The following is an 18165-nucleotide window of genomic DNA, read 5'->3' on the forward strand; positions in this document are numbered from 1 at the left end:
ATCATGACGGCACAGCAGCCGCAGCGGCAGCGCTTCCGCGAGTTCAAGATGCCCGACGTCGGCGAGGGGCTGACCGAGGCGGAGATCCTCAAGTGGTACGTGGCCGTGGGCGACACGGTCACCGACGGCCAGGTGATCTGCGAGGTGGAGACGGCCAAGGCGGCCGTGGAACTGCCGATCCCGTACGACGGGGTGGTCAGCGAGATCCGCTTCGAGGAAGGGGCCACGGTCGACGTGGGGACCCCGATCATCGTGGTGGACGCCGGCGCGGACGGCGCCGGGCCGGACGCGGGCGACGGCGGGGAACCGGCCGCCCAGGCCGCGGCGGGCCCGTCCGCGGGCCCCGCCGCCGAGCCGCCCGCAGCGGAGCCGGGGCCGGAGACCAAGCGGCAGGCCGTGCTGGTGGGGTACGGGGTCGCGCCCTCGACCACGACGCGGCGGCCGCGCAAGCAGCCGGGCGGCGGCGTGCCGCGGCCCGGGGACGGGCTCAACGGGCACGCGGCGCCGCCCGCGCCGTCCGTACCCGCAGCCGCGCCCGCCGCACCCCAGGCGCCGTCCGCGCCCGCCGCGCCCGCCTCGCCCGCCGCGCCCTCCGTTCCGCGACCCGCCGGCGAGCGTCCGCTGGCCAAGCCGCCGGTGCGCAAGCTGGCCAAGGACCTGGGCATCGACCTGGCCGCCGTCGTCCCCACAGGACCTGGCGGTGTGGTGACGCGGGAGGACGTCCGGGCCGCCGCGGCGCCGCCGGCCACCCTGCCGCCCGCCGTCGGGCCCGCGACCGCTCCGGCCACCGCGCCGGCCGCCGCGCCCGAGCGGGAGGAGCCCGCGGCCGGGCCCGTGCGGGAGACGGCGGCCCGGGAGACCCGTACCCCCATCAAGGGCGTACGGAAGGCCACGGCCGCGGCAATGGTGTCGAGTGCCTTCACGGCGCCGCACGTCACGGAGTTCGTGACCTTCGACATCACCCGGACCATGAAGCTGGTCCAGGAGCTGAAGGAGGATCCGGCCTTCGCGGGGCTGCGGGTCGGCCCCCTGCTGCTGGTCGCCAAGGCGCTGCTGGTGGCGGTCAGGCGCAACCCGGACGTCAACGCGGCCTGGGACGAGGCCAACCAGGAGATCGTGCGGAAGTCGTACGTCAACCTGGGCATCGCCGCGGCCACCCCCAGGGGCCTGATCGTCCCGAACATCAAGGACGCGCAGGACAAGACGCTGCCCGAACTGGCCGCCGCCATCGGTGAGCTGGTCGCCACGGCGCGCGAGGGCCGCACCTCGCCGGCCGCGATGCAGGGCGGCACCGTCACCATCACCAACGTCGGCGTCTTCGGCATCGACACCGGCACGCCCATCCTGAACCCCGGCGAGTCCGCGATCCTCGCCTTCGGCGCGATCAAGCAGCAGCCGTGGGTCCACAAGGGCAAGGTGAAGCCGCGGCACGTCACCACGCTGGCGCTGTCCTTCGACCACCGCCTGGTCGACGGCGAGCTCGGTTCCAAGGTGCTGGCGGACGTGGCGGCCGTACTGGAGCAGCCGAAGCGGCTGATGACCTGGGCGTAGCCGCTCAGTGGGCCGCCACAGGACCGGTCCGCGGAGGACCCGGACGTACAGAATGTACAGAAGTCCGGGTCCTTCCTCTTTCCCGATCTTTGATACTTTGGCCGGGAAAGGGGGAATCGCTACGAGCCGACCGGAGGTGCGTGCCGTGGCAGGCGGGAACGGAGCGCTGAAGGACGCGGTGGGACGGTACGGGATCTGGAGCCGCCACCTGCGTTCGGAGGAACCGGCGGTGCGCGCGCAGATCCCGGCCGCGGCGGCGGAGCTGGAGGAGCTGGGCTTCCGCGCGGTGTGGCTCGGCTCCAGCCCCGGCGTCCAGCACGCGGTGCCGCTCCTGCGGGCCACCTCCGGGCTGACGGTGGCGACCGGCATCCTGAGCATCTGGAATTACGGGGCCGAGACCGTGGCCGCCGAATGCGCCGCCCTGGAGTCCGCGCACCCGGGCCGCTTCCTGCTGGGCCTGGGCGTCAGCCACGCCGGACTGGCCGAGCGGTACCGCCGCCCGTACTCGGCGATGGTCTCCTACCTCGACGCCCTGGACGCCGCCGGGCAGTCGCCCGTGCGCCGTGTCCTGGCCGCGCTCGGCCCGCGCATGCTGGCCCTGTCCCGCGAGCGGGCGGCGGGCGCGCACCCGTACCTGGTCACCCCCGAGCACACCGCCGACGCCAGGGGCATCCTCGGTGCCGACGCCCTGCTCGCCCCCGAGGTGAAGGTCGTCCTGTCCGCCGACCCCGCCCGCGCCCGCACCCTCGCCCGCGCCGCCCTGGCCGCCTACTTGCGCCTGCCCAACTACCTCGCCAGTCTCCGCCGCCTCGGCTTCACCGACGAGGACTTCGCCGACGGCGGCAGCGACCGCCTGGTCGACGCGGTCGTGGCCTGGGGCCCGGACGAGCGGCTCCGCGACCGGATCGGCGCCTTCCGCGCGGCCGGCGCGGACCACGTGGCGCTCCAGGTGATCAGCTCCGCGGCCGAACCGTTCCCCCGGGCGGAGTGGCGGCGCCTGGCGGAGCTGCTGTTCTAGCGCGGACCGCCGGGAACGACGGGGACGCGGGAGCCGCCGGGCACCACCCCGGGGAACCCCGGAGCCGCCGGGTACTCCGGCGCACAAAGTTCCGGTTCATCCCTCTGTGCGAGGTTCCCCCACTTCCCGCCCTGACTGTGCTGCCATCGACCGCATGGTCGTCTCCGTCTCCGTCGTCCTGCTCCTGGTCCTGCTGGCCGTGATGCTCATGCGCAACCACGCGCTCAAGCCGAGCCACGCGGTCCTCTGCGTCCTGCTGGGCTTCTGCCTGGCCTCCACCAGCCTGGCCCCCACCATCCGCTCCACCCTGGCCTCGACGGCCGACCTGGTCTCGACCCTGCGGCCGTAGCGACCGCGGGCTCACACCTGCATGACGTCGATCTCGTAGTGCGCTATCCGCTTGTCACGGCTGATGAGGGTCATCCCCTCCGTCTGCGCCTGGGCGACGAGCAAACGGTCGAAGGGGTCCCGGTGGTGCTGCGGAAGCCTGCCGGCCCTTACGCCGTGACCGGCGGTGATCGGCAAGGACGGGAACTGGCACCTGGCGGCCCCTCGGGGTCGGGAAGAGGTCGGCGCTCACCCCTGTTCGTAGCCCCTCGGCCGATGCAAAGAAGTCCATGCAAAGAAAGGCTTGCAAGGGTTTCTTTGCAACGCTATCTTTGGAGGCATGGAGGAACGCAAGGACCCGCAGGTCCGCACACTCGACGCCCGCTCCCTGCGCGGGCTCGCCCACCCGCTGCGCATGCGGCTGCTGGACGCCCTGCGCTTCGGGGGGCCGGCCACCGCGTCCCAGCTCGCCGAGCGGCTGGGCGAGTCGAGCGGGGCCACCAGCTACCACCTGCGCCAGCTCGCCGCCCACGGCTTCATCGAGGACGCTCCCGAGCAGGGCAAGGGACGGGAGCGCTGGTGGCGGGCGGTCGCCCAGGGCCTGGTCTTCGACGACGCCCTGCTCACGGACGCCAGCCCGGAAGTACGCGGGGCCGCCGACACCTACATCCACGAGGTCGCGACCGCCCAGACGCGGGAGCTGTCGACCTGGATCGGCAACCGCCAGTCGTGGTCGCGGGAGTGGCAGGGCGCCTGGGACATGAGCAGTTCGACGCTCCGTCTGACGCCCGACGCCACCCGCGAACTCGTCGAGAAGATGCACGCGCTCATCGATTCCTACCGCGACCGGGCCGCCTCCGAGGACGACCCCGAGGCGGCGCGGGTACGCATCCACACGCACGCATTCCCGCTCGCCGCGGACTGACCGCGGCCACTCCCCGGCTCCAGGCTCCCGGCCCCGTTCGGGGGCCGGCCATCGACCGCACGCCCACCCACGCACTGAGAGGAAAACCCCGATGCACCCCGACACCGCCCTCGCCCTGCACCACGCCCGCACCGCCGACCTCCGCGCCGAAGCCGACGCCCACCGCCTCGCCGCCGCGGCCCGGCACCCCCGGGACCTGCGTACCCGCCTCGGCTGGACCCTCGTCGAGGTCGGCCTGCGCCTGGCCGCCGCGCCCAAACCGGTCCCGGCGCTCCCGTAAGGCCCGTCCCGGGCACCGGTCCCACTGGCTCACACCCGCGCGAGGGTGACGGCGTGCCTGTGTGCGAATTCCGTCCGCGCCCCCTTGCCGCTCGCGCATCTCCGCTTCCCCGTTCCTCCGCTTCCCCGTTTTCCGCGCTCTCTGTTTTCCGCGTTCGGGATTCCCGCGTCCCGGCCGGGCCGCCGGCGGGGGCGGGAACGGCTGATGGTAACGCCCCTGTCGCCTCACGCGGATGCATTCGCTCATTCTCTTCCGGAGCCCGGGAAAGATCCTGGATCATCAATTCCCGTGCTTCCGGTATTCTCATCGAGCTCAACCCGTGGCTCCCCGCGCACTGGCTGACATGTGCCACAGGCACCCCAGCCACCCCACCTGCCAGCGTGGTTGTGCACGGTGTCACATCGACGCTATATGCGATAAGAATATTCACCTCCTGTGCTGCGGCCCCTGATTGTTCGCGCCTTACGCGCGGACACGTAGTCGGCTTCCGTGGAATCGGAACCACCGCTTCGAATATGCGGCGGTGATCCCACATCCGCTGCCCTCGCCTTTCTTTCGGAAGACGAACAGGCACACGACTTTCCAGGAGCGCACCAGGAGCACATCATGGCAGTCATCACCTCTGCCGGACCCCTCACCCGCATCGAGGTCACCCCCGACCTCAACAACGCCATCAACCACGTGGGCGACGCCGTCGGCGAGTGGTTCGCGAACACGGCGAGCGGCACGTTCCTCGCCGTCAACGGAACCCTCTACGGGCCGGCGTACGTACCGGCCGGCGACTCCGCCGCTCCCCGCACGGCCTTCACCCCCCTCGGCCAGTCGGGGCCGAGCGGTTCCGGCACCGCCGCGAGCCCGTTCACGATCGTGACCATCGTCAGTGCCGGCGCCGGCGTGACGCTGATCCAGACGGACCGCTACGTGGTCGGCAACGAGTACTACGACACCTCGCTCTCGGTCCTGAACAACTCGGGCACCAGGCAGACCGGGTTCGTCTACAGCGCGGGCGACTCGTACCTAGCGGACTCCGACTACAACTACGGGCGGGTGTCCGGGACCTCGCCGGCCGCCAGCACCACCCCCGGCACCGGCGGCCGCATCGAGGCGCTGCTGCCGCGTACCCCCGGCAACACGTACATGGAGGGCGAGTACTTCGAGATCTGGAGGGTCATCGGGCAGCAGCAGCCCTTCCCGAACACCTGCCGGTGCAACGAGTACGTCGACAACGGCATCGGTATCGCCTGGCCGGTCGACCTCGCCGACGGCACGTTCGCGACGTACGAGTGGTCGACGGCGTTCGCGCCGGCCGGGATGACCACGACAACGCTGTCCAGCGACGTGAACCCGTCGGTGTGCGGCCAGCCGGTGACCCTCACCGCCCAGGTCAGCCCGGTGGCTCCGGCCACCGGCACACCCACCGGGCAGGTCGTCTTCCTCATCAGCGCCGACGGCCCCTCACTGACGGCGAACCTCGACGGCACCGGGAAGGCCCAGGTCGTCGTGACCTTGGGGGTGGGCAGCCACGACGTCATCGCCAGCTACCAGGGCGACTTCCACTTCACCGGCTCCAGTTCCAACCTGTACACCCAGGTCGTGAACAAGGCGCCTTCCCGCACCGCGGTGACACTCGACCCGAGTCCGTCGGTGTGCGGTCAGCCGGTCATGGTGTGCGCGACGGTGACGGCTGGGACGCCGGGTTCGGGGACGCCCACGGGTTCGGTGACCTTCACCGGCCCGGGCGGACTCAACCAGCAGGTCAACCTGGTCAGCGGAAAGGCCTGCCTCACGACGAGCTCGCTGGAATCGGGTACCGTCAACGCCGCATATAGCGGTGACGGCTGCTTCCTGAACGGTTCGGGTACGGCGCGGGCGACCGTCAACCAGGCGACCCCGTCGGTGGCCGTGACCGTGGACCCGAGCCCGTCGGTGTGCGGTGAGTCGGTCATGGTGTGCGCGACGGTGACGGCGGCGTCGCCGGGTTCGGGGACGCCCACGGGTTCGGTGACGTTCACCGGTCCCGACGGGCTCAACCAGCAGGTCGACCTGGTGAACGGAAAGGCCTGCCTGGACACCGCCTTCCACTCCTCCGGCACGGTCAACGCCGATTACGGCGGTGACAGGTGCTTCACCCGCGGATCCGGTTCGGCGAGGGTGACGGTGAACCCGGCGTCGTCGGCGATGACCCTGACGGTGAACCCCAACCAGACGGTGTGCGGCCAGTCGGTCAGGCTGTGCGCGACGGTGACGGCGGTGCAGCCGGGTTCCGGGACGCCCACGGGTCCGGTGACGTTCACCGGTCCCGACGGGCTGAACCAGCAGGTCGACCTGGTGAACGGGCAGGCCTGCCTGGACGCCACCTTCGACACCTCCGGCACGATCACCGCGAACTACCGCGGCGACAGCTGCTTCACCGGCGTGACCAGCACGGCATCGGTGACGATCGTTCCGGTCAACACCGTGCTCACCGCGCCCCCCGAGCAGATCCGGGTGCGCGTCAACGGCACCTTCGTCATCCCCGCCATGAGCGCCACGCTCAAGACCACCAGTGGCGCCCCCGTCGCCGGCCAGACGGTCACCTTCCGCGCCAACGCGCTGACCGGCCCGATCGCCCTCGGCTCGGCCGTGACCGACGCCTCCGGCGTGGCGACTCTCGCCCCGCCCCAGGTCACGGTTCCGCCGACCGCGGTGACCGCCCGCACCTACACCGCGTCCTTCGCGGGCTCGACCTGCTACAACCCGTCGTCGGTCTCGGCGAGTCTGACCTCGGTCCTCTTCCCGCCCATCCCGTGACGTGGCACCACCGTCACGCCGACACCCCGTCCCGCCCCGCGGCCCAGAGCCCCGGGGCGGGACCCCGCGTTCCCGCCCCGCCGTCCCGCCCATTGCCTTGCCGCTCATATGCGGCTCGTATCGGACTTCGCGGGTTTCCTACCGCACGACGGCCCAGACCACTTTTCCGGGGCCTTCCCGGTCGCTGACTCCCCAATGCCCTTCGGTCAGTGTGTCCACCAGGGCGAGACCGCGTCCTGATACGGCGTCCGGGTCAGGATCGCGGCGCAACTCCGGCTTGCTGCCGTTGGCGTCGTGCACCTCGATGCGCACCCCGTGATCCAGCCGTTGCAGGCGCGTCGCGATCAGGTTCCCGTACGGCGGGTGGGCGTGGGCCAACGCGTTGGTGACCAGTTCCGACAGAATGAGTTCGGCGCTGTCGGCGAGTTGCGGCAGTTCCCAGGCGTCGAGATGACGAACGAGGAACTTGCGGGCCCGCCCTACCGATTGGGGAGCGGGTGGCCACATCTTTTCCACGGCGGACGGGCCTTGCCCGCTGATCGCGTGCCGAGTGCCCGGCGTTGTCGTGCTGCCCCCGTCAATCCGAACAGGTGGCTTAAGCTCCTGCATGTCAGCGCTCCCATAAGCGTTGGCCGCGCCCCGGGGCCGCTAGCACGGTCGCCGGGGTCTTCGCCTGTGGCGATGCGTACGGGCGCGGCTGCCGGGGATTCGGGTGTCTCAGCGCCGCTAGCACGGCGCATGCGTCTGTCGACTCGCCATGCTGTGGCCCCTTGAGGGTCATTTGGGGCCAAGGTTGAAGACGCCTGGGACGAACGGGCGCTAGTGTGGAGAACGCCTAAACGTCCCATGGAGGAGCCTTGAATACTGCGTTACGCTCTGCTATGGAGGCTGCGAACATGTCACCGCGGCAGCTTGCGGTCAGGGTAGGAGTTACTGGCAAGACCGTGGAACGGTGGGTGGCTGACGCAGAGCTGATCCCGCACGCCAGGAATCGGGAAGACGCTTCCTCCGCACTGGGAGTTGACCAAGACATGCTGTGGCCCCAAGCGGTCAAGAACCGCATCAAGGTAGGCACCGACCGGGAGATCGTCTACTCGTACCCTTACCGGTCGGCGTGCCCTTCTTCGATCTGGGGCGAGGCCATCACCAAAGCGGGTGACGATCTTCTTTTCGCTGGATACACCAATTACTTTCTATGGCTTGAGCAGCCACGCTTCGTGGCGACTCTGCGCGAAAAAATAACGGCCGGGTGTCGGGTCCGCTTTCTCCTGGGTGATCCGGACTGCGAAGTCACCCGCAACCGTGAGCGGATCGAGGACGTCGCGCTGAATGTGTCGACACGTATCCGCATCACGCTTGAGAACCTGGCCAAAGTGGGGACGCATGAGCATCTGGAGGCACGTTACTCAGCGCCGGATGACGCGGCGAATCATGTCTCACTATCGGTGTTCCGCTTCGATGGTGAGGCATTCGTGACCCCGCATCTCGCCCGCCTGGCCGGTCACGACTCCCCTCTTCTGCATCTACGCAAGTCCGGTGACGGAGGCATGTTCGACCGCTTCACGGAGCATGCCGAAGAGCTGTGGTCGCGGGGCATCCCCGTTGAAACGGCAAAGGGTCAGGTTCCGCAGTAGTGGTACCCGGATCCACGAAGGCGCCCCGAACCCGGCACATGGGCGCCTTATCGTCAGGTTCGGTCCGTCCCGCCTGGCGCGGGCGGTGTTCGACCGCGTTATCCGCCTCGGGCTCGACCAGCATGACTCGACCCAGCTCATCGAGCGTATCCGCGACGAGATGTAGGCCACGGTGGACCGTTTCATATTCAGAAAGTCGAGCCACAGCAGTGGCGACCAGCACGGCGAGTGCGTCGAGGTCGCCCGCAACGTGCCCGGCACCGTCGCGATACGCGATTCCAAGGACCCGCAGGGTCCGATATTGACCTTCACGCCGGAAGCCTGGCGGGCCTTCGCCGCTCAGGTGACGGCGGGGCGGTTCGACCGGATGTAGCGCCCCTGTGCCCCGGCGCGCGTACCGCCCCGGCGCGAGCCGGTGTGCACGCCGGGGGCCGGTGCCCCGGAGGGTCAGGCGGAAGGCGCCGGGTCGGAGGGGGACTCGTAGGCGAACCAGTCGAACGCGACCGTGCCCTCGGTCGCGTACATGCCGATGACGCGGCCGGTGAAGCCGGTGGCGACCTCGGTGGACAGGTACCGTCCCTCCAGTTCGGCGAGGGGCTGCGCGTCCGGGGCGTCGGGGTCGCCGAGCCAGAAGGCGAGGGTGTCGGGGCCGGTGGGCTCGACGCCGGCGAACTCCGGGGACGGGGACGTGATGTCGGTGGTGCGGATGGTCACCGCCAGGGTGAGGGGGCCGGGCGGCACCGGGCGGCGGGCCACGGTCTGGTGCAGCGGTCCGATGCGCGCGACGACGCCGACCTCCCCGTCGCCGACCTCCAGGTCGTAGTGGTGGGCCTCGTCCATCCGCACGCTCAGGCCGCCCCGCCCCGCGCCCGGGTCGAGCCGGGCCGTCACGCGGCAGTCGTGGTGCTGCTGGCGGTGGCCGACGAACGTGTGGCCCGGGCGGTCCAGGGTCGGCCCGGTCGCCGTGAGGGTGAGCCAGCCCGGGCGCGCGGTCAGGGACCAAGACGCGGCGGGGCGGGCGTAGGGGGAGATCCAGTGCGGCGCGAGCGCGGGCGCGTCGAAGTCGTCACGGGCCGGCCGCGGCTCGAAGGGGTGCCAGGCGCCGCCGGGTGCGGGGCCGCGCTCGGCCACGGGCGCCACGACGGGCCAGCCGTCCTCGTCCCATTCCACGGGCGTGAGGAACGTTTCGCGGCCCAGCACCTGGAAGTTGGGGGTGTAGCCGCGGGGCCGGGTGCCGAGCAGCACCATCCACCAGGTGCCGTCGGGCGCCGTGACCAGGTCGGCGTGGCCGGTGCTCTGGATGGTCCGCTCGGTGCCGCTGTGGGACAGCACGGGATTGGCGGGAGCGCCCTCCCACGGCCCGCGCGGCGAGCGGGCGCGGGCGATGGACACGCTGTGGCCGCGCTCGGTGCCGCCCTCGGCGATCAGCAGGTACCACCAGTCACCGATCCGGTACAGGTGCGGGGCCTCGGGGTACTTCAGGCCGGTGCCGGACCAGGTGGGGACGGGCCCCTCCAGCACCTCGCCCTTGACCGGGTCGATCCGCGCGATGTTGATGCCGCCCGCGGGCCCGGAGAAGGCGCACCAGCAGGTGCCGTCCTCCTCCCACGCCAGGTCCGGGTCGATGCCGGACAGGTCGAGCCACACCGGGTCCGACCAGGGGCCCTCGGGCCGCTCGGCGGTCACGATGTAGTTGCCGCCGCTGCTGACGTTGGTGTTGATCATCCAGAAGCGGCCGTCGTGGTGGCGGATCGTGGGCGCGTACAGGCCGCGGGAGGCCATGGTGCCGGGCAGGGGCAGCGGGAGCTGTTCCGGGCGGTCGAGCACGTTGCCGATCTGCCGCCAGTGGACCAGGTCCTTGCTGTGGAAGATCGGAATGCCGGGGACGTACTCGAAGCTGGAGCAGACCAGGTAGTAGTCGTCGCCGACCCGGCACACGCTGGGGTCGGGGTGGAACCCGCTGATCACGGGGTTGTCGTAGCTGTGCACGGGGCGGCTCCGCTTCCCGAAAGTTTCGACAATCTTTTCGAATGCAGTCGTCGACCCTATGGCCGCCCCCGGAATTCGTCAACGCCCCCGGAGCCCGCCCGACCCGCCCTCACCTGCGGGAACCGGGGGACCCGGCGGGGGCGCGGCGCTCCGAAAGCGCGTGGGCTCAGGGGGTGCCGATGCCGGGCGAACCCGGCGGCACCGCGTACGGTCGAGCCATGGCGGACACGACACGGACAATGGCCACGTTGCCGACCGAGCGGGTAGCCGAACCGGGCGAACCCGACAACTTCACCTCGGGTCATCCGGCCGAGGCGCGTCAGAGGCGGCACGAGCTGATCGGCGCCGATCTGCTGCGCTATCAGGAGGAGCACGGGGCCTTCTCCGCGGAGGAGTTGGCAGAGGCGCGCTCCCGGATCTTCGGGCCGGCGGAGGCGCGGGGTGCCGTCAGGCCCCGGTGAGGGCCGATTCGACCAGGTCGGCGAGAAGAGATGCGCCGGTGGCCTCGGGGTCGAGGTCGGGGTCGTAGATGGTGAGGTTGAAGCCGACGCAGGCGTCGGAGCGGAGCAACGCGCGCAGCAGCGGGGCGAGTTCGTCGGGGAGGAGGCCGCCGGGGTCGGGGCTGTCGACGGCGGGCATGACGGTCGGGTCGAGGACGTCCGCGTCCAGGTGCACCCAGAAACCGTCGAGTTCGGGGGTCTCCAGGCTCGCGGCGACCTCGGCGCCCAGGCTCGCGGGGCCCTGCTCCCGGATCTCGCCCACCGTGGCGTTCATGATCTTCAGCCCGGTGAGTTCGGCGCGCTGCTCGTCGTAGTCGCGGATGCCCATGACCCGCACGTCCTCGTCCCTCAGGTACGGCCGCAGGCCCTCCAGGTCGGTCAGGTCGGCCTGGCCGCGGCCGGTGCCGAGGGCCAGTTCCTCGCCGCCCGCGGCGCCCACGTACGCGGAGTTCCCCGGGTGCCGGAAGTCGGCGGACCCGTCGATCACGGCGAGGCCGTAGCGGCCGATCCGGCGCAGGGCGAGCGAGGCGCCGAGCTGGATCGAGCAGTCCCCGCCCAGGACGACCGGGAAGTCCCCGGCGCGCACGTGGCGCTCGACGCGGTCCGCGAGTCTGCGCGTGTACGCGGCGAGGGCCGCGGCGTTGAACACGCCGTCGCCCTTCCGCCAGCCGCCCCGGTCGTAACGCGGCGGCACGACGACCCCGCCCTCGTCCGCCCCGAGCCGCCGCAGCAGCCCCTGCTCCCGCAGCGCCCCGGCCAGCTTGTAGCAGCCGGGCACGGTGCCCTCGGCCGGTGGCCTCAGGCCCAGGTTGGACGGGGCGTCGATCACGACAAGGCGGCGCATCCCGCGATTCTTGCCTCACCGGACGCCCGCCGTCCAGGGGGATCACGGGGCCGGACACGGAGCCGGCCTCCGCTCGCCGCGCTCAGGCCGACGGCGGCCACCGCGAGCAACCGGGCCGCTCTCCCCCCTGCCTGCCGCCATGGGAAGCGCGGGGCGACGTAAGGTGCGTGGCATGGCCAGGAACATCGCGACGAACACGAAGGTCACCCTCGACGAACTGCTGGATTTCGTACGGCCCCGGCACCGGGCGATCCTGCTGACCCGGCGGGAGGACGGATCGCCGCAGGGCTCGCCCCTGACGTGCGGGGTGGACGACTCCGGGCGCATCGTGGTCTCCACGTACCCGGAGCGGGCGAAGACCCGCAACGCCCGCCGCGACCCCCGGGTGAGCGTCATCGTCCTGTCGGACGAGTGGAACGGCCCGTGGGTGCAGGTCGACGGCTCCGCCGAAGTCCTCGACGTGCCCGAGGCCGTGGAGCCCCTCGTGGAGTACTTCCGCAACATCTCCGGCGAGCACCCCGACTGGGCCGAGTATCGCGAGGCGATGGTCAGCCAGGGCAAGTCGCTGATCCGCGTCACGCCCGAGCGGTGGGGGCCGGTGGCGACCGGCGGGTTCCCGGCGCGGCTGGCGTAGCCGTACGTACCGGCGTGGCCGCGGGCCGGCCCTCCCCCGCGGTCGGCGGGGACGGGCCGGCCCGTCGAGCGGCGGCGGCGCCTTCGCCGCGTCAGCTCGACGCCGAGGCCGCCGCCTTCGGGGCGGTCAGGTCGTAGACCGTCGTGCCGCCGATGGTCCTGGCGGTGAAGGTCGACGCGACCCAGGAGGCGATCTGCGAGGAGGCGTTGGAGCCGCCCATCTGGTTCATGCCGCCGCCGAAGCCCCCGCCGAAGCCGCCGCCTCCACCGCCGATGAAGTAGTGGATGCGGCCGTCCGCCACGTACTGCTTGAACCGCGCCAGGGTCGGCGAGGGATCGCTGCCGTTGAAGCCGCCGACGGACATGACGGGCTTGCGGGTGGCGAGCTGGTAGCCGGCCTGGTTCTGGGAGCCGACGGCCGCCGCGACCCAGGTGTACTTGTCCGCGTCGGCGAGCAGCGCGGCCTTCAGCGCCGAGCTCACCTGGGCGCCGTCCAGCAGACCGCCCATGCCGCCGCCTCCTCCCGCGCCGGGCCGGAAAGTGCCGCGGCCACCGGTGCCGGCGTGGCCGTTCTGGCTGCTGTTCCGCCCGCCGTTCTGCCCGCTTCCCTGACTGCCGCCCTGGCCGTTCCGGCCCGTGCCGCCGCCCGGGAACCCGGGGAAGCCGTTCTGCCCCTGGCCGCCGGGGCCATTGGGGCCGCCGGGGAAGTTCGGGAAGCCGCCCTGGCCGCGGGTACCGGTCGGCGGGGTGCCGCCGCGGCCGCCGAAGCCGCCGCGCGGGCCGCCGCCCCCGCCGAAACCGCCGCCCGCGACGGCCGGACCGGCCGTCACGATCGAGCCGTGGTGGCCCGTGCCGACCGTGTCCAGGGTGTAGCCGACGGGCCCGCCGAGCACCGCGGCCAGACCCACGCCGGCCGAGACGACGCCGAGCCTCGCGCCGACGCGGCCCGCCGAGGCGGGGCCCGCGGACGACAGGCCGGGCAGGGCGCCCGCCAGGAAGCCGGCAGCGGCGGCGACGCCCGCCGCCACGACGGCGACCCGCAGCCATGGGTGCCAGGACGAGGAGCGGTCGAGCAGTTGGTACGACCAGACGGCCGTGCCCAGGACGGTGGCCGCGAGGACCGCGGCCGCCGCTATGTGGCCGCGCCGCCGCCACAGCAGGCTCGCACCCATGGCGACGAGCGCGGCGATGTAGGGGGCGAGGGCGATGTTGTAGTACTGGTGGAAGATCCCGGACATGAAGCTGAAGGTCGCGAAGGTCATCAGCAGGGCGCCGCCCCACACCAGGAACGCGGCGCGCGCGGTGTCCGTACGCGCCGCCCGGCGGGTGATCCACAGTCCGGCGAGCAGCAGGACGAACGCGGCCGGCAGCAGCCACGCGATCTGACCGCCCATGTCGGCGTCGAACAGCCGGGTGATGCCGGTCCTGCCCCACATGCCGCCCCCGCCTCCGCCGCCGCGCGGGCCGCCTCCGCCGACGCTGCCGGTCTCGTTGCCGGTGATCCGGCCGAAGCCGTTGTAGCCGAACGTCAGCGACAGGAAGCTGTTGTCCTGCGAGCCGCCGATGTACGGGCGGGAGGACGCGGGCCACAGTTCGACGATCGCCACCCACCAGCCGCCGGCCAGCAGCATGGCGCCGCCCGCGTAAAGCAGGTGGAGCAGGCGGCGGGGCAGCCGGGCGGGCGCGCACACGGCGTACACGAGCGCGAGGGGCGGCAGGATCAGCCACGCCTGGAGGGTCTTGGTCAGGAAGGCGAAGCCGAAGGTGACGCCCGCGAGCACCAGCCACTTGGCCCTGGCGTCCTCCAGCGCGCGCAGCACGAGGTGGACGGCCACCACCATGAGCAGGGCCAGCAGCGCGTCGGGGTTGTTGAAGCGGAACATCAGGGCGGCGACCGGGGTCAGGGCGAGCACCGCGCCCGCCAGCAGGCCGGCGCCCGCGCCGAACCGGCGCCGTACGGCCGCGTACAGCACGCCCACCGTGGCCACGCCCATCAGCGCCTCCGGCAGCAGGATCTGCCAGGAGCCGAGGCCGAAGAGCCGGACGGACAGGGCCATCGGCCACAGCGCGGCCGGGGGCTTGTCCACGGTGATGGAGTTCGCCGCGTCGGAGGAGCCGAAGAAGAACGCCTTCCAGCTCTCGCTGCCCGCCTGGACGGCCGCGGAGTAGAAGGAGTTGGCGTAGCCGGAGGAGCTGAGGTTCCAGACGTAGAGCACGAGGGTGCCCAGGAGCAGGGCGAGCAGGGCCGGCCGCGCCCACGCCGGGTCGTCGGTCCGGCCGCGCCACAGGCGGTGGACCGGGCCGGCGGTACCGGTGTACGAGCCGCCGTCGGCCGCCGACTCGGACGCGGGCTCGGGCGACACCGGACGGGAGAAGTCGGGGACGGCGGCCGGGCCCCCGGGTGCCACGCCGGTGGCGGGCGCGGACGCTGGCGCGGGCACCGGCAGGGCGCCCGCGGCCGGGACCACGGAGGAGCCGGCCGGCCGCTCCTGCGGCGGGCCCGCCGTGGGGCCGCCGTCCGGCGGGGCGCCCCGCACCGGCCTCGGGGGGCCCTTGGGTCGGGGGGGGGCGGGGCGGGGGGCGCGCGGCGGGGGGGGGGGGGGGGGGCTTTCCCGGGGGGGGGGGGGGGGGGGGCGGGGGCGGCGGGGGGGGGGGCGGGGGGGGGGGGGGGGGGGGGGGGGGGGGGGGGGGGGGGGGGGGGGTGGGGGGGGGGGGGGGGGGGAAGGGGGGGGGAAGGGGGGGGGGGGGGGGGACGGGGGCCCCGCCCCGCCCCCCCCCCGCCCGCGGGTGGGTCACTTGGTGTTCCGCTTTCCGGTCCCGTACCGGCGCTGGAACCGCTCGACGCGGCCCGCCGTGTCCAGCACGCGCTGGTTGCCGGTGTAGAACGGGTGGCTGGCGGAGGAGATCTCCACGTCGATGACGGGGTAGGTGTTCCCGTCCTCCCACTCGATGGTCTTGTCGCTGGTGGCCGTCGAACGGGTCAGGAAGGCGAAGTCGCCCGCCCGGTCCCGGTAGACGACGGGTTGGTACTCGGGGTGGATGCCAGGCTTCATGACGCTCAGCGCTCCTCTCGGAACTCTACGTGCCGCCCTGCCTGCGGGTCGTACTTACGCAGAGTAAGACGATCCGGGTCGTTCCGGCGGCTCTTGCGGGTCACGTAGGTGTAGCCCGTGCCCGCGGTGGACCGGAGCTTGATGATGGGACGGAGGTCGTTGCGTGCCATGTACCCCTCAGCAATACGGGAGCGGTTTTCATTTCCGAGTGTGGGGTGGCGCGGATCACACGGGCGGGCGCGCCTCGCTTGCAGGCCGCGTTGGCCGCCCGCCGGCCCGCCCGCCCGCCCGCCCGTCCGTCCGTCAGGGGTCCAGGGCGAGGGCGGACGCCTCGATGCCCAGGGCGGCTCGCAGTTCGCGGACGCCGAGGGGAGTGACCCTGACCGCGCGGCCGGTGCCGACACGGGTGGCCCAGCGGCGGGCGAGGACCAGGCGGCACAGTTCCGCGCCGGCGGTGCCCGCGAGGTGGGGGCGGCGTTCGGTCCAGTCCAGGCACGGGCGGGCCAGGGGGCGGCGGGAGGACGGGAGGCGCAGGTCGGCGCCGAGACCGGTGAGCCAGGCCACGCCCTCCTCGGTGAGGGCGAAGCCGGTGTCCTGGCGCAGCAGGTCCCGGTCGGTCATGGCGTCGGTGAGGGCGACGCCGAGGCGGCCGGCCAGGTGGTCGTAGCAGGTGCGGCCGCGGGCCATCGCGCGGCCCGCGCTGTGCGCGCGAAGACCGCCCGCCCGGGATGTCACGGCGGCGGGGCCGGCCGCCCTGCCGGCCAGGTCCTCCACCAGCCGGGCCACCTCGGGGTCGGCGAACCGCACGTAGGTGTGCCGGCCCTGGCGCTCGCGCGCGAGCAGCCCGCCGTCCACCAGCCGCTTCATGTGCTCGCTCATCGTGGAGGGCGCGACCCCGCAGTGCCGGGCCAGTTCGCCGCCGGTCCAGGCCCGCCCGTCGAGCAGGGCCAGGCACACGGCGGCGCGGGTGCCCTCGGCGAGCAGCGCCGCCAGTTCGGCCATCCGCTCCGCGGGGTTCACGCGCGCCCCGCCCGGGGTGTTCGAGGCCGGGCCCGCAGTGCGCGTCGCCGTGCGGGGGACGTCCGGGGCGTCCGAGGTGTCGGCGTGGTCCGGGGTGTCCGATGGGTTCGGGGTGTGCCGGGTCATGCCACCATCGTCGCCCACGGACGTTTCGGCCCGGGCCGAACGATGCCCGGACGGCGAGGGCGGCCGGGGCGGGGCCGGAAGGCGGCCGGGGCGGGCCGGGGGGCGGCCGGGGGGCGCCGACTACACCGGTTCCGGCAGCTCCACCCGGTCGGCGGCCGGGGCGATCCTCGGCTCCCGCGGGACGTAACTGCCGGACGCGCCGCCGTGCCCGCGGTGGACCAGCAGCCCGTTCACCGGGTCGGGCACCGCGTCGAGGGCCGCCCGGGTGCCGGGCAGGTCCCGCCAGGCGAGCCAGGCGCGCTCCTCGTGGAACGCCACTTCGAGCACCACACCCCAGCTGTGCTCGAACCACTTCCAGGACGCCGCCCCGTTGGTGACCAGCGACTCGGCGAGAGCCTGCGCGTGGGCGTCCCGCCATGCCGTGGCCGAGGTGTGCGCGTGCTCGGCGTCCAGAATCTCGATCGACCACCAGTCAGCAGCCTGCATATCTCGACGATAGACATGCGGCAAGGGGGCCGGAAGGGGTTCGGACCCGGTACGGAATGATCGTTTTTTCATGACCTTGTCCGTCTCGGCCCGCGCCTGGCGCCGCGTCAGGTACGCGGCCCCGGGCCGAGCGCCGCCTCGGCGGCCGCCAGGATCTCGGTCACCCGCAGCCCGAAGCGGGCGTCGCACGGGTGCGGACCGCCCGCGATGAGGGCGTCCACCGCGCGGCCCAGGGCCTGCGGCACCTGTCCGCTGAGGTTGCCGGGGAACTCCACCCTGCCGTGCGCGCCGCGGAATTCGACGCTCACCCCGGCGGCCGCCGGTGGCGCCTGGAGGGTCAGGGCGGCCGTGCTCGACGCGCCGCTGTCATGGCGCAGCGTCAGGTGGACCAGGTCGCCGGGACCGGCCGCCGCGTGCACCTCGACGGCGTCGCCCAGCACCGGCAGCAGCACCGACAGCGCGTGCGGGCCCACGTCCCACAGGCCGCCCTTCTCCCGGCGCCACGGCGAGTCGGCGTACGGGCTGGCGTCCGCGCTGAACACCGCGCTGTACCAGTCGGCCCGGCCGGTGAACCAGTCACCGGCCGCCGCCTGCCGCTCGATCCAGGCGGCCGTGCCCGGGTCGAAGCGCAGGGTGAAGAAGACGACGGACGCGACCTGGGCGGCGGCCACGGCGTCGGCCACCGCGCGGGCGTCGGCGACGCTGTCCGCCAGCGGCTTGTCCAGCAGCAGGTGCCGCCCCGCCTTCGCCGCGCGCAGCGCGAACCGGGCCTGGAAGTACGGCGGCAGCGCGATCGCCACCGCGTCGACGTCGGCGATGAGCGCGTCGGCGTCCTCGTACGCCCGCGTGCCGAACTCGGTCGCGAGCCGGCCGGCCACCTCGGGCCTGCGGCCCCACACCCCGGCGAAGTCCACGCCGGGGTGCGCGGCGAGCGCCGGGCCGTGCGTGCGCCACGCCCACGGGCCGGTGCCGAGGAGCCCGAACCGCAT

Annotated in this window: 19 protein-coding genes and 1 pseudogene; 10 read left to right on the top strand and 10 right to left on the bottom strand. The window is 72.9% G+C overall.

Going from position 1 to position 18165, the window contains the following annotated elements:
* Window positions 1–3: 3 nt before the first annotated feature.
* The 3 genes from K7G61_RS03525 to K7G61_RS03535 all read left to right on the top strand — a co-directional run bounded on the left by K7G61_RS03525 (window position 4) and on the right by K7G61_RS03535 (window position 2918).
* The gene (locus K7G61_RS03525; protein WP_225845191.1) at window positions 4–1551 is read left to right on the top strand and encodes a dihydrolipoamide acetyltransferase family protein; all 1548 of its coding nucleotides are present in this window, start codon (window positions 4–6) and stop codon (window positions 1549–1551) included.
* A gap of 145 nt (window positions 1552–1696) precedes the next feature.
* Window positions 1697–2569, top strand: coding sequence for an LLM class F420-dependent oxidoreductase (locus K7G61_RS03530; protein ID WP_225845073.1), 873 nt, complete (start codon window positions 1697–1699; stop codon window positions 2567–2569).
* 154 nt (window positions 2570–2723) lie between these two features.
* A complete protein-coding gene (locus K7G61_RS03535; protein WP_225845074.1) occupies window positions 2724–2918 on the top strand; it encodes a hypothetical protein in 195 nt (64 codons plus the stop codon).
* 11 nt (window positions 2919–2929) lie between these two features.
* On the opposite strand, the pseudogene K7G61_RS03540 reads toward K7G61_RS03535, so the two are convergent.
* A pseudogene (locus K7G61_RS03540) lies at window positions 2930–3106 on the bottom strand (type II toxin-antitoxin system VapC family toxin); the annotation flags it as partial.
* A 130-nt stretch (window positions 3107–3236) separates the two neighbouring features.
* On the opposite strand from K7G61_RS03540, the gene K7G61_RS03545 reads away from it, so the two are divergent.
* The 3 genes from K7G61_RS03545 to K7G61_RS03555 all read left to right on the top strand — a co-directional run bounded on the left by K7G61_RS03545 (window position 3237) and on the right by K7G61_RS03555 (window position 6891).
* Window positions 3237–3821 (top strand): transcriptional regulator, encoded by a 585-nt coding sequence (locus K7G61_RS03545; RefSeq protein WP_225845076.1) that lies wholly within the window; start codon window positions 3237–3239, stop codon window positions 3819–3821.
* A gap of 91 nt (window positions 3822–3912) precedes the next feature.
* Window positions 3913–4101 carry a hypothetical protein gene (locus K7G61_RS03550; RefSeq protein ID WP_225845077.1) on the top strand — a complete coding sequence of 63 codons (189 nt, stop codon included), beginning with the start codon at window positions 3913–3915 and terminating at the stop codon, window positions 4099–4101.
* A 606-nt stretch (window positions 4102–4707) separates the two neighbouring features.
* Complete coding sequence (locus K7G61_RS03555) at window positions 4708–6891, top strand: Ig-like domain-containing protein (RefSeq protein ID WP_225845078.1); 2184 nt, start codon at window positions 4708–4710, stop codon at window positions 6889–6891.
* Window positions 6892–7029: 138 nt separating this feature from the next.
* On the opposite strand, the gene K7G61_RS03560 is transcribed toward K7G61_RS03555, so the two are convergent.
* A complete protein-coding gene (locus K7G61_RS03560) occupies window positions 7030–7398 on the bottom strand; it encodes an ATP-binding protein (protein WP_225845192.1) in 369 nt (122 codons plus the stop codon).
* A 449-nt stretch (window positions 7399–7847) separates the two neighbouring features.
* Between K7G61_RS03560 and K7G61_RS03565 the strand changes: the two genes are divergently transcribed.
* Window positions 7848–8525: an XRE family transcriptional regulator gene (locus K7G61_RS03565; RefSeq protein WP_308190584.1), complete on the top strand. Its 678-nt coding sequence runs from the start codon at window positions 7848–7850 to the stop codon at window positions 8523–8525.
* 172 nt (window positions 8526–8697) lie between these two features.
* Window positions 8698–8898, top strand: a complete 201-nt coding sequence (locus K7G61_RS03570) for a DUF397 domain-containing protein (protein ID WP_225845080.1) — start codon at window positions 8698–8700, stop codon at window positions 8896–8898.
* Between the two features lie 74 nt (window positions 8899–8972).
* On the opposite strand, the gene K7G61_RS03575 is transcribed toward K7G61_RS03570, so the two are convergent.
* A complete protein-coding gene (locus tag K7G61_RS03575) occupies window positions 8973–10514 on the bottom strand; it encodes a glycoside hydrolase family 43 protein (RefSeq protein ID WP_225845081.1) in 1542 nt (513 codons plus the stop codon).
* A gap of 218 nt (window positions 10515–10732) precedes the next feature.
* On the opposite strand from K7G61_RS03575, the gene K7G61_RS03580 reads away from it, so the two are divergent.
* On the top strand, window positions 10733–10975 hold the full coding sequence (locus tag K7G61_RS03580; protein ID WP_225845082.1) for a hypothetical protein: 243 nt from the start codon (window positions 10733–10735) through the stop codon (window positions 10973–10975).
* On the opposite strand, the gene K7G61_RS03585 is transcribed toward K7G61_RS03580, so the two are convergent.
* Window positions 10962–11858, bottom strand: coding sequence for an arginase family protein (locus tag K7G61_RS03585; RefSeq protein WP_225845083.1), 897 nt, complete (start codon window positions 11856–11858; stop codon window positions 10962–10964). The two genes, K7G61_RS03580 and K7G61_RS03585, sit on opposite strands and share 14 nt — an antisense overlap.
* A gap of 172 nt (window positions 11859–12030) precedes the next feature.
* On the opposite strand from K7G61_RS03585, the gene K7G61_RS03590 reads away from it, so the two are divergent.
* A complete protein-coding gene (locus tag K7G61_RS03590) occupies window positions 12031–12492 on the top strand; it encodes a PPOX class F420-dependent oxidoreductase (protein WP_225845084.1) in 462 nt (153 codons plus the stop codon).
* Window positions 12493–12583: 91 nt separating this feature from the next.
* Here the strand turns inward: K7G61_RS03590 and K7G61_RS03595 are convergent, their stop codons facing one another.
* From K7G61_RS03595 to K7G61_RS03620, 6 genes are all read right to left on the bottom strand, one after another.
* Complete coding sequence (locus K7G61_RS03595) at window positions 12584–15028, bottom strand: glycosyltransferase family 39 protein (protein WP_225845085.1); 2445 nt, start codon at window positions 15026–15028, stop codon at window positions 12584–12586.
* Between the two features lie 255 nt (window positions 15029–15283).
* Window positions 15284–15544, bottom strand: a complete 261-nt coding sequence (locus K7G61_RS03600; protein WP_225845086.1) for a type B 50S ribosomal protein L31 — start codon at window positions 15542–15544, stop codon at window positions 15284–15286.
* Between the two features lie 5 nt (window positions 15545–15549).
* Entirely contained in the window at window positions 15550–15714 is a 165-nt protein-coding gene (gene rpmG, locus K7G61_RS03605; RefSeq protein ID WP_225845087.1) for a 50S ribosomal protein L33, read from the bottom strand.
* Between the two features lie 133 nt (window positions 15715–15847).
* Complete coding sequence (locus K7G61_RS03610; RefSeq protein WP_225845193.1) at window positions 15848–16546, bottom strand: helix-turn-helix transcriptional regulator; 699 nt, start codon at window positions 16544–16546, stop codon at window positions 15848–15850.
* A gap of 264 nt (window positions 16547–16810) precedes the next feature.
* On the bottom strand, window positions 16811–17176 hold the full coding sequence (locus tag K7G61_RS03615; RefSeq protein WP_225845088.1) for a hypothetical protein: 366 nt from the start codon (window positions 17174–17176) through the stop codon (window positions 16811–16813).
* Window positions 17177–17283: 107 nt separating this feature from the next.
* On the bottom strand, window positions 17284–18165 hold the full coding sequence (locus K7G61_RS03620; protein ID WP_225845089.1) for a Gfo/Idh/MocA family protein: 882 nt from the start codon (window positions 18163–18165) through the stop codon (window positions 17284–17286).

The sequence above is a fragment of the Streptomyces sp. HPF1205 genome (assembly GCF_020400825.1).
In the GTDB taxonomy this organism is placed as follows: domain Bacteria; phylum Actinomycetota; class Actinomycetes; order Streptomycetales; family Streptomycetaceae; genus Actinacidiphila.